Origin of the sequence: Cerasibacillus sp., assembly GCF_036516575.1 — a bacterium.
Lineage (GTDB): Bacteria > Bacillota > Bacilli > Bacillales > Amphibacillaceae > Cerasibacillus.
This window is the reverse complement of the sequence record NZ_DATBTY010000080.1, coordinates 1-13,739: the sequence shown is the minus strand read 5'-3', so window position 1 is coordinate 13,739 and position 13,739 is coordinate 1. Positions and strand designations below refer to the sequence as shown.

The 13,739-nt window shown below is 36.3% G+C and carries 11 protein-coding genes; 4 read left to right on the top strand and 7 right to left on the bottom strand.

From position 1 onward, the window contains the following. Positions 1 to 2 precede the first annotated feature (2 nt). Positions 3 to 1,019, top strand: a complete 1,017-nt coding sequence (gene spoVAD / locus VIG73_RS13850; RefSeq protein WP_331643024.1) for a stage V sporulation protein AD — start codon at positions 3 to 5, stop codon at positions 1,017 to 1,019. Then, positions 1,016 to 1,366 (top strand): stage V sporulation protein AE, encoded by a 351-nt coding sequence (gene spoVAE / locus VIG73_RS13845; protein WP_331643022.1) that lies wholly within the window; start codon positions 1,016 to 1,018, stop codon positions 1,364 to 1,366. The genes spoVAD and spoVAE overlap by 4 nt, the downstream gene beginning before the upstream one ends. A gap of 26 nt (positions 1,367 to 1,392) precedes the next feature. Here spoVAE and VIG73_RS13840 read toward each other — a convergent pair whose 3' ends face one another. Further along, the gene (locus VIG73_RS13840; RefSeq protein ID WP_331643020.1) at positions 1,393 to 3,183 is read right to left on the bottom strand and encodes a M3 family oligoendopeptidase; all 1,791 of its coding nucleotides are present in this window, start codon (positions 3,181 to 3,183) and stop codon (positions 1,393 to 1,395) included. A gap of 167 nt (positions 3,184 to 3,350) precedes the next feature. Between VIG73_RS13840 and VIG73_RS13835 the strand changes: the two genes are divergently transcribed. Further along, positions 3,351 to 3,887 carry a YceI family protein gene (locus VIG73_RS13835; protein ID WP_331643018.1) on the top strand — a complete coding sequence of 179 codons (537 nt, stop codon included), beginning with the start codon at positions 3,351 to 3,353 and terminating at the stop codon, positions 3,885 to 3,887. Positions 3,888 to 3,945: 58 nt separating this feature from the next. On the opposite strand, the gene VIG73_RS13830 is transcribed toward VIG73_RS13835, so the two are convergent. The 3 genes from VIG73_RS13830 to VIG73_RS13820 all read right to left on the bottom strand — a co-directional run bounded on the left by VIG73_RS13830 (position 3,946) and on the right by VIG73_RS13820 (position 7,105). Then, a complete protein-coding gene (locus tag VIG73_RS13830) occupies positions 3,946 to 4,791 on the bottom strand; it encodes a VanW family protein (RefSeq protein ID WP_331643016.1) in 846 nt (281 codons plus the stop codon). Positions 4,792 to 5,039: 248 nt separating this feature from the next. Continuing rightward, entirely contained in the window at positions 5,040 to 6,248 is a 1,209-nt protein-coding gene (locus VIG73_RS13825) for an NAD(P)/FAD-dependent oxidoreductase (protein ID WP_331643014.1), read from the bottom strand. Positions 6,249 to 6,463: 215 nt separating this feature from the next. Then, entirely contained in the window at positions 6,464 to 7,105 is a 642-nt protein-coding gene (locus tag VIG73_RS13820; RefSeq protein WP_331643012.1) for a hypothetical protein, read from the bottom strand. 438 nt (positions 7,106 to 7,543) lie between these two features. Between VIG73_RS13820 and uraA the strand changes: the two genes are divergently transcribed. Next, positions 7,544 to 8,839: a uracil permease gene (uraA, locus tag VIG73_RS13815; protein ID WP_331643010.1), complete on the top strand. Its 1,296-nt coding sequence runs from the start codon at positions 7,544 to 7,546 to the stop codon at positions 8,837 to 8,839. A 45-nt stretch (positions 8,840 to 8,884) separates the two neighbouring features. On the opposite strand, the gene VIG73_RS13810 is transcribed toward uraA, so the two are convergent. From VIG73_RS13810 to dacB, 3 genes are all read right to left on the bottom strand, one after another. Then, the gene (locus VIG73_RS13810; protein ID WP_331643007.1) at positions 8,885 to 11,476 is read right to left on the bottom strand and encodes a YhgE/Pip domain-containing protein; all 2,592 of its coding nucleotides are present in this window, start codon (positions 11,474 to 11,476) and stop codon (positions 8,885 to 8,887) included. A 146-nt stretch (positions 11,477 to 11,622) separates the two neighbouring features. Further along, complete coding sequence (locus VIG73_RS13805; RefSeq protein ID WP_331643005.1) at positions 11,623 to 12,195, bottom strand: TetR/AcrR family transcriptional regulator; 573 nt, start codon at positions 12,193 to 12,195, stop codon at positions 11,623 to 11,625. Positions 12,196 to 12,318: 123 nt separating this feature from the next. Next, positions 12,319 to 13,739, bottom strand: a 1,421-nt coding sequence (gene dacB, locus VIG73_RS13800) for a D-alanyl-D-alanine carboxypeptidase/D-alanyl-D-alanine endopeptidase (protein ID WP_331643003.1), incomplete at its 5' end; no start/stop codon positions are given.

The window sequence follows — 13,739 nt, the reverse complement described above, 5'->3', positions numbered from 1 at the left end:
GTATGCTTTTAGGAAAAAGAACGTGGATGTTTACAAATAAACCAGTTATTATCTCTACTGGAACGGTTGGGGGGCCAATGGAAGCTAAAGGCAAGATTCCGGAAGCTTTTGATTTATTACATGATGACCAATGGTTGGAGCAAGATTCTTTTGAGAAAGCGCAACAACTTCTTTTAGAACAGGCGATTGATATCACGGTTAACAAAAGCCCGATTGAAAAAGAACAGGTTGAATTTTTCCTAGGTGGTGATTTAATTAACCAGATTACACCGACGACTTTAGCTTTAAAATCCGAAGATATTGGTTACTTTGGATTATTTAATGCTTGCGCAACATCTACAGAAGGATTAGCATTAGCGGCACTCATGATTAATAATCAAGCTGCAAACTATGTCATGACAGGCACAGCTAGTCATAATGCAGCGACTGAAAGACAGTATCGTTATCCGACAGAATATGGTAGCCAGAAACCTCCCACAGCTCAATGGACTGTAACAGGTGCCGGTTGCGCAATAATCGCACAGCAAGGAAGTGGTCCTGTGATTACTTCGGCTACAATAGGTAAAGTGGTTGATATGGGTTTAACAGATCCATTTAATATGGGTGGTGCAATGGCCCCCGCTGCTGTTGATACGATTATGACACACCTAAAAGAACGAAATTTGTCACCTTCTTACTATGACCTCATTATTACCGGAGACCTTGGTAAAGTCGGTCGTGAAAGCTCCTTAGAATTACTCAACCAAAAAGGGATTCATATACGTAAAGAACAATATGTCGATTGTGGTCTATCTATTTACAAAAGAGAACAACCTATATTAGCAGGAGCTAGTGGAACGGCTTCTTCTGCCATTGGGATTTATGGATACTATATAGACCAAATAAGAAAAGGGAATATTAAAAAAATCCTGGCGGTTGCAACTGGTGCGCTTCATTCTCCACTAACTGTTCAGCAAAAAAATTCAATTCCTTGTATTGCCCATGCAGTCGCCATCGAAGCAGGAAGTGACAAATCATGATATTCTTCTGGGCATTCCTTGTTGGTGGCCTCATTTGTGTCATTGGTCAAATCTTAATGGATGTATTCAAATTAACCCCTGCCCATACATTGACTGCTTTAGTCGTACTTGGGGCAATTATGGATGGCTTTAATTTATATGAGCCGTTAATTGATTTTGCCGGTGCCGGTGCAACCGTTCCCATTACGAGTTTCGGAAACTCACTTGTCCACGGTGCAATGGCAGAAGCAGAAAAACATGGACTCATCGGTGTCGTAACAGGTATGTTTGAAGTAACAAGTTCAGGTATATCAGCTGCGATCATCTTTGGTGTCATTGGAGCAATATTATTCAAACCAAAAGGATAACCTAAATATGGTTATCCTTTTGCATCTTAATTAATCGCTAGAAATTGTTCTAAATCATTCAAGCATAAATCGATACCATTCTCCCAGAATTCGGGTTTTGTTAAATCGACTTGTAGATGTTTCGTAGCTAAATCCTCTACTTCCATACGGCCTGTATCACGTAGTAATTGGATGTAATTCATTTCAAAACTGTTACCTTGCTTTATTGCATGCGCATAAATCCCTAAACTAAAGAGATAACCAAATGTATACGGGAAATTATAGAACGGTGTACCTGTTATATGGAAATGAAGTTTTGATGCCCAGAATGTTGGATCATATTCTTCCAATGCCTCACAATAGGCTTCTTTTTGCGCTTCAACCATTAATTCATTCAAGCGTGATACAGGTACCATTCCTTGTTTTCTTTCTTCATAAAAACGTTCTTCGAAAATAAAACGAGCATGAATATTCATAAAGAAGGCAACAGTGCGTTGTAATTTATCCTCTAATAAGAAAAGCTTTTCTTCTTTGGTTTTTGCATTCTTAACTGCCGCATCAGCTACAATCATCTCAGCTAATGTAGATGCTGTTTCTGCTACATTCATCGCATAACGTTGGTTCATCGCAGGTAAATCATTCATGACATGTTGATGATAGGCATGTCCGAGTTCATGTGCTAACGTTGCAACATTAGACAGTGTCCCTGAATATGTCATGAAAATACGTGTTTGTTTGCTAGCAGGAAAGCTTGTACAAAAACCACCAGGGCGCTTACCTGCTCTGTCTTCCGCTTCAATCCAACGTTTTTCAAAGGCTTTTTTAGCAAATTCAGCCATTTCAGGACTAAAGCTTCTAAAATGGTTAATAATAAATTCAGCACCTTCAGTGTAAGTATACGTTTGATTCGTTTGAGCCAACGGAGCACCTAAATCATAAAAGCTTAAGCGTTTTAACCCAAGAAGGGATGCTTTCTTTTCAAAATATGAAACAAATGACTGCTTCTTGTTTGTAATCGCCGTCCACATGGCATCTAGTGTTGCCTTTTTCATTCGATTAATCATAAGCGGTTCTTTTAACACGTCATCCCATTGACGGTGTTTATAAACTTGTAATCGGAATCCGGCCAAGTGATTTAACGTATGACCAATTAAATCAGAGTTTTTCTCCCACTCATGTTGTAACGCACGAAAAGCTTTATGACGAATACTCCGATTTGGATTGGATAATAAGTTCGAAGCTTGTCCAACTGATAAATCAGATATTTTACCCTCAACTTCAATTGGAATCGTCATTTTACCAACGATAGATTGATACATATGATTCCATGCATGATAGCCATCTACAGCTAAATCATTTAACAATACTTCTTGCGAGACCGATAAGCGTTCTTTTGCCTCTAAGCGGCTTTCATTTAAATAAAAAGATATGTCATTTAAAGGTGGCGTCTCAAGTAACTCTACCCATCTTTCATTATCAATCTCACTCAGCTTCTGTTTCCATACTGTTTGAACAGCATCCATTTTTGCTCGTATATCACTACGTTTTGTTAAAAGTAACGATGCTTCCTTATCATTGACATCTTGAGCACTTAAACAACTTACATAAGCAAATGCATCACGCATACGTTTCATCAATGGATCCATGATCATAACAAGTTTTATCATATCCGCTTCTAAAGTTTGTTCCTGACTAGGATGAAACTTATTTACCTGTTCACTTAGAGAATTGATATCCTCCTCAATGTCTTGTAGATATGTTTTAAAAGCTTCAGACCCACTTCCACCTGAAAAGATCACATCTAGGTCCCATGTAGGTTGATATTTTTCATTTGTCAATTTCTTCACCTCTTATCCTATTATCAATCTATATTATAACGCTTCCATCTTAATAATAGTACCGTTCTTTTTTATTATAAATGATTTACTTGACATTACTCATTTATGATTATATACTAGGTTATGAAAAGTAAGTGATATACAAAATATAAGGAGTGGGTATGAATATGAGTCATGCAACCTGGAAAGTAGATACAGCACATAGTTTATTGGAGTTTTCTATTCGACATATGATGATTTCACGTGTTAAAGGAGTATTTAATGAGTTTGATGCAACAATCGAAGCAAATCCAGAAGATTTAACGGATGCAAAAATTGAATTCTCCATTGATATTAATAGTATTGATACACGTAATAAAGATCGTGATGATCATTTACGTTCACCAGATTTCTTTGATGCAAACACTTTCCCTAAAATGACTTTCTCAGCAACATCAATTAAAAAAACAGGTGAAAACCAATACGATGTAACTGGTGATATGACCATTCGTGATCAAACAAATCCAGTCACATTTGATATCACTTTTGAAGGTCAAACAAAAGACCCATGGGGTAATGAAGTTGCCGGTTTTAGTGGATCAACAACAATTAACAGAAAAGAATTTGGACTTACTTGGAATAGTGCGCTTGAAACAGGCGGCGTGATGGTCGGGGAAGATGTAAAAATTCACATCGAAATAGAAGCACATAAACAAGCTGAATAAAAAAACAAATACAGCAGGGAGTCTTAAAAAGACACCCTGCTTTTCATTTACATGATTATTATGCTGGAGAATAGATTTGAATACTCATTTGTCCATTAGCAGCCCGGGCACGAATAAGAATCGGTTGTTTATAATTATTTTTAAAAACAAAATCTGGTCCCCACCAGCTAACCGTTGCATCTTTTCCTGGTGGTACATATGGGACTTCACGACTATGTGAATAACGCTCAATAATTTGAATACCTTTTAAATTCACCGCATTAAATAAAGTTGAGGAGACTTGACAAATCCCCCCACCAATACCTTCAGATAACTCACCTCTTACGATAACCGGTGCTTGTTTATAGCCACGGTCTTTAGTTCTTTCGCCCACAATCTTATTGAAAGAAAATTCTTCACCAGGAAACAAGACATGATTATTAATCGCCATTGTTGCCAATACAATATTATGGGATCGCTCTTTATTGCTTTCATTGTAATAGGTTGTGTAGCTAGCAAGTTGTTTTTCACTAATTTCCGCTAAAAATTCGACATCAACTTTCGGATATACGACTTTTAGTGGTACTTTCAGCTGATTTTCTTTCTTAGTATAAAAATGCTCCTTGAATTTCAATAAAAATAAATCAGTGTCTAACCTTTGACCAGCAGTTCCAGGCATTATCTCATTTTGTTCATTAAAATAAGCATTTTTTGCTTCTTCATATACCTGTTCCTGAATACGTTTTGTCACTTGTTCAAGTAAAAATGTATCAATAAAAAAACCGCTTGTCGTATCAAGTGCAAATTGATCAAAAACGAGTGTTTCAAGTACTAAGCCTTTGTCATCGGACACAATTAACGTTTGTGCCTGAATATACTGTGGCAGGGATAAATATAACATTAAAAATAGCAAGATTTTTTTCATCCCATTCATCCTTTAAATATCGTCATTATGCTTAGTATTTGTCTCTCATAACATTTCATACAAAAATCCGTCTTGCCTAAACAAGACGGATTTTATTTAGTAGAGATTAGCGGAAATCTCTTGTATCTTCTATTTTTCTACTTACGAACATATAACCAGCGACGGTTGCAACACCTAGCAATAAATAGAAAGTTCCTCTTTTCATGTTTATTCCTCCCTTTTTGGGCCTTTTCTTTATCATATTTTAATTAGAATGGGCGAATTTTTCCTTTTTTCAAGAACATGTTTAATCCACCGATTAAGAATAAAGCACGATTATCGACTACCTTTTTCATTGTTGCTGCAGGTTTACCTGATAATTTCGTACCACCTAGTATTGTAGCGATTCCATCTGTTACACCTAAAGAAGCAACTGTTCCTTTGTCATCAAAGACAAAGTTTTCTAATGGATAATTATTTATAAGAGAAACGATGTTGTTAGCACATGTTTCAGCATGCTGCATTGCCGCCTGAGCAGTTGGCGGGAACGGACGACCAGCTTTCTCATCCATTACCCAAGCACAGTCTCCAATGACAAAAATATTTTCTTCACCTGGTGCACGTAAATCACTATCGACAGTTACTTTTCCACGTGTAATTTCAAATCCAGACTCTGCTAAAACTGGGCTACCTGTGACACCACCAGTCCATACGATCGTTCCTGCCTTAATTAACTCATTATCTTCCCCGACAATAAATCCTTCTTCAGTACATTCGTTAATTTTCGTGCCGAGACGGAACTCGACGCCACGTTGTTCTAATGAATGGATCGCATAGTCAACCAAGTCTTTATCAAACATTGGCAAAATTGATGGTGCTGCTTCAACGTTAATTACACGAACATGGCGACGATCTATATCATATTTCTTACAAAGTTGTGGAACCTTTTCAGCTAATTCACCAACAAATTCAATTCCAGTAAATCCAGCTCCGCCTACAAGAATCGTTAAATCATCTGTGTTTTTTTCTTCACTGTTTTTATACTTAACGAATTGATATTCAATATGTTCACGGATCATTTGTGATGAATCGATATCTTGGATGAACATAGCATGCTCGTCCATTCCTTTAATACCGAATGTGTTTGTAACGAAGCCTAACGCAATAACGAGATAGTCAAATGAAAGATCACTGTTTTCAAGGATGACTTTTTGATTATCTTTATCTACTTTCACGACCGTGTCATAAATCAAACGAACACGATTTGGATTAATCACATCACTAATGATTGTGCGAGCTTGGTTGTGATTGATTGTACCTGCGGCTACCTCATGTAACCATGTCGTTTGATAATGATAATTATGTTTGTTTACTAAAACAATCTCAGCTTCTTCAGGACTTAATTTTTGAGTTAATCTTTTTGTTGTCATCATGCCAGCATAACCGGCACCTAAAATGACTATTTTCGGCTTACTCATGAAAAAATCCACCTTCCTTTGATGAAGCAAAGCATGTTTTTTGTTCTTGCTCGCTACATCATAATTAATATCATTTTCACATTAAAAACCTATCTTTTATAATATCAAAGTTTTTTCAAAATCGCTAATGAAATTGTTTACTTTTTCACAAACAATATATTCTCGTTTTCAGCACTATGAGTTTAAATCAATTGATTAATAAATGACTGCGAATTTTATTCATTAGGATCTACTGGATCTGTTGGCTCATCCGCTTCTTCTGGATCTTTCTCTTTAGGGTCATTTGGTTCTTCGTCAGAAGGTATTTCTGTTTCATCCTTATTACTGTCCTTATCTATACTTGGACTTTCTTTATCCTCTTGACTTTTTTTCTCTGTGGTTTTTTTGTTAGATTCTTCACTCTTATTCTGTTCTTCATGTGGCGTTTGTTTTTGCGTCTCTTTATCAGATTGTGCCTTGCTTGGTGTTGTTACATGTGGGCTGTTCCATGTTCGCGTTTCGCTTTGTTGATAAGTGGGACGTTGTTCTTGTTCGATTGTTTCTTCTACAACTTCAACCTCTTGTTCATCTATATCTTCAACATCTTCCTCTATTTCTGTTACTTCTTCTGTTTCTGGAGAAGATTCTTCTACAGAAAATGGCACTTCTAAGATTTCCGGTTCCCAAAAATCACTCACAACTCGTTCGAGCATTTTTAGTGATTCGGGTTTATCGTCTTCCTTTTCAATTTCCTTCATAGCACTAACGCTTGAATTAAAATGAAGCTTCTTATTTTCTGCTTTATAAACGCCTAAGCCGATAACGAGAAAAATCGCGGATAAAATGAGTCCATTTATAAGTAATAATTTTTTATTCATCTATTCATAAACCCCTTGTAAATAATACTCTTTTTATTGTATACAAAATCATCTCCTATTTTCAAATAATTACCAATGGAATATGAAATTTCCAGATATATTAAATGCCCCAAAATGAATGATGGTTATTATTTTTACCAGATGAAATGATTTCATTCTTTAGGATGACATGACATTATACTTCTATGATGCTTTATCACACAAGGAATAAAAATCATTTCTATTTCAAACCTTTTATGATATAGTATAAGAAGTTCAAACGGTTACCTTTAATTCAGTCCTGTGAGACTGGCAAGGTGAAAAGTAGATTATGTTCTACTTTATATGATGAGTCTGATTATTCATCTACACATTTCCCTTGCCATATTGGTGAGGTTTTTTTTATGAAAAAAAGTGGTAACCATAAGAACCAAATTCATCAAAAAGGAGTCAATAACAATGACAAACTACAAAGAAATTCAAGTAGATGAACGACTACCACTATTACAGAGTATACCGCTTAGTTTACAACATTTATTTGCAATGTTCGGCTCAACCGTTCTCGTCCCTGTATTATTTGGTATTAATCCTGCTACTGTACTACTAATGAACGGGATTGGGACACTAATTTATCTCGCTATCACAAAAGGAAAGATCCCGGCGTATTTAGGATCAAGCTTTGCTTTTTTATCACCTGTTTTCGTTGTCCTCGCGCATTATTCAGGTATTGAAGGTTATGGCTACGCACTGGGTGGATTTCTTGTTGTAGGTATTGTCTTGACTATCGTTGGGCTTCTCATCAAGATAGCCGGAACAAAATGGATTGATATTTTATTCCCACCTGCTGCCATGGGAGCAATTGTCGCGGTGATTGGATTAGAACTTGTCCCTGTTGCTGCTAATATGGCAGGTTGGATTGCTCCACCAGGTACTAATCCAGAGACTTGGACAATGGATTCTGATCATGCCGTGGTTGCGTTACTTACTTTGCTTATAACTATTATTAGCTGGGTTACATTACGTGGTTTTCTAAAAATCATCCCGATACTAATCGGTATAATATCTGGATATCTAATTGCCCACTTTGGTTATGGAATGGTTGACTTTTCAGCAGTAAGAGAAGCTAGCATATTCTCATTACCAGAGTTTTATACGATGAAAATCGATTGGTCGAGTATTTTAATCATCTTACCTGCTGCTCTTGTCTTAATCCCGGAACACATCGGACATCTACTCGTCACAAGCAATATTGTAAAAAAAGATTTAGTACAAGATCCGGGATTAGATCGGTCGTTTATGGGAAATGGAATATCAACAATCATTTCTAGCTTTTTCGGTTCAACACCGAATACAACATACGGTGAAAACATTGGCGTCTTAGCTATTACACGAGTTTATTCAACATGGGTTATTGGTGGTGCAGCAGTGTTAGCGATTTTCCTATCTTTCTTTGGGAAATTAGCGGCACTTATTTCATCAATTCCACAACCTGTCATGGGCGGTATTTCAATTCTTCTTTTTGGAATCATTGCTGCTAGTGGAATTAGAATGTTAGTTGAAGCAAAAGTTGATTATAATAAAGCGCAAAATCTCATACTAACATGTGTTGTACTTGTTATCGGAATCAGTGGGGCTTCAATTCATTTAGGATCAACTGGTGTTGAATTAACGGGGATGGGGTTGGCAACAATTGTCGCCATTGCTTTGAGCTTATTCTTTAAAATTCTCGACATACTGAAGTTATCGAATGAATAAATATATAAATAAAGCGTTGTGGTTTATGAACCACAACGCTTTATTTTAATCATTATATACGGCTTTAACTTGTTCCCCTTTAACATATTCCTGTTTTCTTTCTTTGACTAGGAAATACGTAAAAGTCAACGCCATCGCAACAACAATGTAGATGAACAGAATGCCTACATTTTGCCACATAAAGCTATAATCCCCGCTTGAAATAACTGCTTTAAATGCCTGAACACTATACGTCATCGGTAGTAAAGAGTTAATCGGGTGCAATACTTTAGGAATTAACTCCAATGGGAATGTTCCTGCGCTTGTGGTCAATTGCAAAATGAGTAGAACAATCGCAATGAAACGCCCTGGATCTCCTAGTGTTGTTGATAAGAGTTGCACTAATGTCATAAAGACAAGGCTTGTAATGATTGTTACAAATACAAATAATGCTGTATTTTTAACCTCAAGTCCTAGACCATAAAGTAAGATCGCATCCAAAATGAGCGCCTGTATAATACCTACTACAGCCAACATACCAAATTTACTTAAGAATAATGTGAGAGCATTTTTCGGCTTAATAACTGGGTCATTAAGATTTAAGACAATCGAAATGAGGAGAGCTCCAACGAATAATCCTAATGAAATGAAATACGGTGCAAATCCTGTACCATAGTTTGGTACACGGTTTACTTCTTGCTTATCCATTTCAACTGGATTCCCCATCATATCATATGTGGATTCATTTGATTTAACAGATCCAACCTCATCTGCCGCCTCACTTAGTTTATCATGTAATTCTTTTGTTCCATCTTGTAACTTGGTTGTACCGTCAGATAATTTATCAGAACCATCAGCTAATTTATGAGAAGCATCATTAAATTGTTTAGAACCATCTAATAATTGATTCATACCATTAGATAATTCATTTGCACCTGATGCGAGCTTGCTTGATCCGGTATTAGCTTCTGACATTTTACCAGTAAATTGCTCCATACCCGATACATATTGTTGTTGACCATTAGCTAATTGTTGTGAGCCATCTTTTAGTTCTTTCGTTCCTTTTACTAATTGATTGACTCCACCAGATAAAAGTTGCTGACCATCATTAATCGCTGTTAAACCACCGTTTAGTTGATTAAAGACAGGATTTACCGCTTTAGCAATGGTATCTTCAATTTGACCCGTGGCACCACCTAACGCTTCATTGACACCAGCTTTATATTGATCAAACCCGCCATTTATGTTTTTTACTACTTCATCAACACCAGCAGTAATACCTGGCTGAATTTTATCTTTAATATTTACTGGCCCAGTTGATGGCATTTGTTGTTTTATACCCGCTTCAATCTTTTGTTGCAATTCGTTTTCGATGGATTCCGAATCTACAGGATTACTGTCTAACGCTTGTTTCACAGCCCCTATATGTTCTGGAGAAACTCCAACTTGTTGCATCACAGCAAAGATTTGTTTGACCTGATCTTCTTGCTGTTTGATCAATTCAGGAGTCATCTCCTTAGCGATTCCTTTTGACATCGTTTGCGGTAATTGTCCCAGTGCCTCTTGCATAGGAACTAACTCTTTTTCAATTCCACCAGCTATCTCTTCTGACAATTTTGGTGCAAACTCATCTTCAAGTCCTGCTACAATCCCATCTTCCAATTGCTTCAAGCCTTTATTCATCTCTGTTAGGCTTGAAGCAATTTTGTTATCAATTTCCCCCGCCATTTGTTTTGGCAATTGCTGTTGGAATTGTGTTAAGCCTTGTTGGACTTTATTCGTTCCCGAGATGAGCTCTGGGATATTTTTATCTAATTGATTTACCCCGCTATATGCCTTGTTCATACCGTTTGCTAGAGCTTGGGAACCATCTTGAACGTCTTTCGATGCATTTAATAACTGACCACTTGCGTCCGTCAATTGTCCTACCCCATTGGCTAGATCATTCGAACCGTTTACCAATTCTTTAGAGCCATTTGTCGCGGTGAAAACACCTTCTTCAAATTCAATTGACTTCTCAGCAAGCTTTACAAGATTATCTTTTAGTTCCTTAGAACCATCTTTTAGCTTAATTGCTCCGTCGTCTAACTCACCACTACCATCGCTCGCTTTATAAAAACCATCTGCAATGTCATCTAATTTATCAAACATCGTTTCTGCATATGTTTTTGATACTTCATTTGCAATTTCACTCTTAATTTCCTTTACAGCCGACTCACCAATTTGTGATGATAGGAAGTTGAAACTTTCATTCGGAATATATTTTAATTCCAGTTTCTTTGGATCATCATCTAATAAGGTTGTCGCATTTTTAGAGAAATCTGCTGGAATTTCAACGAGCATGTAATATTTTTGTTCTTTAAGATCACGATAACCTTGCTCTTTTGAGACGATATCAAAATTCAATTCCTCAAGCTCATTTAGATTATCGACGAGTTCATTTCCTATTTCTAAATGTTCACCTTCAAAATCTGCTCCCTCGTCTTCATTAATTAAAGCAATGGGCAAATCAGCAGTGTGATCATACGGATCCCAAAAAGCCCATAAAAACATACCAGCATACATCAATGGTACAAATAGCACGGCTGTTATTGATATGAGCAGTTTTTTACTTTTAAAAACATTTTTCCATTCCGAGATAAACAAAGATCTCTTCATATATCCAAACCCCTTTTACCAGTTGACCAAAATAGCCATTTAGTCATTTTAATCGAAAAAAATATATGCTTCCCCCAATAAAACCAACAAATTCAGCATGACCACTTTGTTCAATTGGTCACTTCACTGTAAAAATAGACGGATTATCATTTAGACAATCCATTCATTAAATAATGCTGGAAAAACTGCGAAATTTCTTCTTTTTCTAAAGGCTTTCGCGTCTTTTCCCAATCAAAGATGAGTGCCACGTATAGCTTTAATATGACAAAAGCAGTTAACTCTGGGTCACATTCTTTGATTTCCCCTGATTCTATGCCGCTATTAATGATTCCCTTCATGTAATTAACAATTGCATCTTCGAGCTTCTGTACGACCTCAGCTACTGCAGGTGTTCCGATTTCTTTTTCTTCTTGAAGCAATTTAATCATTAACTGGTGTTCAGTTCGAAACTCTAGCAATGTATAAAGGACACGATCGGCATTTATAAAGAACGGCTCATGATCATCAATGACTTCCTCAGCTGCTGCTTTCATTTCTTGGATCAATGATGATATAATTTCATGAAAGAGTTCTTCTTTATTTCTATAAAATGTGTAAATAGTTCCCTTTCCAACATTAGCTAAGCGAGCAACTTGATCCATTGTTGTTGCTTTATATCCAAATGCTGAAAATGATTTTGTTGCTGCATCGATAATGAGCTGTTTTCTATCAATATCCAACGATACACTTCCGCCCCTTTTGACAAAATGACTAAAATGGTTTTTTGGTCATTAGATACAAAATTATAATAACACACTAGTTTTCACTATGCAAGGCTTTTTTAAAAGAAATAAGCTCTTATTTCACCAATGTTGAAGATGCTTAATTAAAATAGCAATAATGTTTTCTTCAATCTCTAACCCATCTTCCTCATCTAATAAATTATTTAATAGAATAGAAAATAAATAGACATGTTGATTAATCGGTAAATAACCCGACAATGTACTAACAGAAACAAGAGTACCTGTTTTTGCTTTGATTTTCAGAGGAAACTTGCGATCTTTTAATGTACCAACAAGCATTCTTTCTTTTTCACCGGATACAGGAAGTGAATTTAAAAAAACCGGATACCATGATTTCGACTGAACAGCAAATAATAATTGAATAAGTTCATTTGCTGGGATACTTGTTATATGTGATATCCCAGAGCCATCTTTTATAAGACATGTATTAGTGTTTACACCTAATGAATGTATTTCTTTCTTAAGCACATCTAATCCTTTTTCCCATGTTCCTTCATTATAAATCATTTTCCCCATTTCTTTTACAAACATCTCGCCTAAACCATTATTACTTAATTTCATAAAAGGAATAAGTAATTCCTTTAAAGGCGGTGATTGTTTTTCATAAAGTAACATAGCAGTTTCAGGTGTTTTTAATCGCTTCATTATGCCTGTCCATGACATACCGTGCTTAAGTAATGCCTCTTGAAACAATGTTAATGGATAGTAACTAGGCTCCCAAACTGCAATCCATTCTTTACGAGGTTCACTATTGATAAATATTTTACCTTTAATAACAATCTTATTACCACCGTGCACCCGCTCGATAATTAAATCATCTTCTTCTACTTCATAGTCAACCGTTTCAGCCTTGTTATTAATTTCTACATATTTTGTAAGTGGATAGAGAGTTAGATGTGGTCGATCACCCAGGTGTTCTCCAGGTTTAACGGTCAATTTCACGGTACCTGTATCATAATCCGACGTTGGTGATACGGTTAAAGCTGAAACCTGTGCTCCGTAATACCATTGTTCATCGCTCCAAATCATATCTTCCGATAATCGAATATCATCATACCATGTATCATCTGCTATCAAATCACCAACAATTTTATTAATTCCTTTTGCTCTCAAATGTTTAACAAAGATTTCAAGATCAGTTGGTAATATCGTCGGATCTCCTTGTCCTTGCAAATATAGATTTCCATCCAGGGTGTCTTCATTAATCTTACCATCAGTTAACATCTTTGTTCTAAACACATATTCTTCACCGAGTACTTCTAGGGCGGCGGATGCCGTTAATAGTTTCATGTTTGAAGCTGGACGCATTCGTATATCCCCCATATGTTCATAGAGAATTTCTCCCGTTTGTCCTGTGGCAACACTAATACCTGCTAATCCGCCAGTTAATTTTTTCTCTATTTGTAGATAGTGCTCCAATTCCTCAGATAACGCTTCCATCTTTTTTTTACTGACGTGAATAATCTTATTCATCACCCATA

Bases quoted from the DNA above. Each gene is read 5' to 3' on its own strand.
- spoVAD (WP_331643024.1), top strand. From the start codon at position 3: ATGCTTTTAGGAAAAAGAACGTGGATGTTTACAAATAAACCAGTTATT.
- spoVAE (WP_331643022.1), top strand. From the start codon at position 1,016: ATGATATTCTTCTGGGCATTCCTTGTTGGTGGCCTCATTTGTGTCATT.
- VIG73_RS13835 (WP_331643018.1), top strand. From the start codon at position 3,351: ATGAGTCATGCAACCTGGAAAGTAGATACAGCACATAGTTTATTGGAG.
- VIG73_RS13830 (WP_331643016.1), bottom strand. From the start codon at position 4,791: ATGAAAAAAATCTTGCTATTTTTAATGTTATATTTATCCCTGCCACAG.
- VIG73_RS13825 (WP_331643014.1), bottom strand. From the start codon at position 6,248: ATGAGTAAGCCGAAAATAGTCATTTTAGGTGCCGGTTATGCTGGCATG.
- VIG73_RS13820 (WP_331643012.1), bottom strand. From the start codon at position 7,105: ATGAATAAAAAATTATTACTTATAAATGGACTCATTTTATCCGCGATT.
- uraA (WP_331643010.1), top strand. From the start codon at position 7,544: ATGACAAACTACAAAGAAATTCAAGTAGATGAACGACTACCACTATTA.
- VIG73_RS13810 (WP_331643007.1), bottom strand. From the start codon at position 11,476: ATGAAGAGATCTTTGTTTATCTCGGAATGGAAAAATGTTTTTAAAAGT.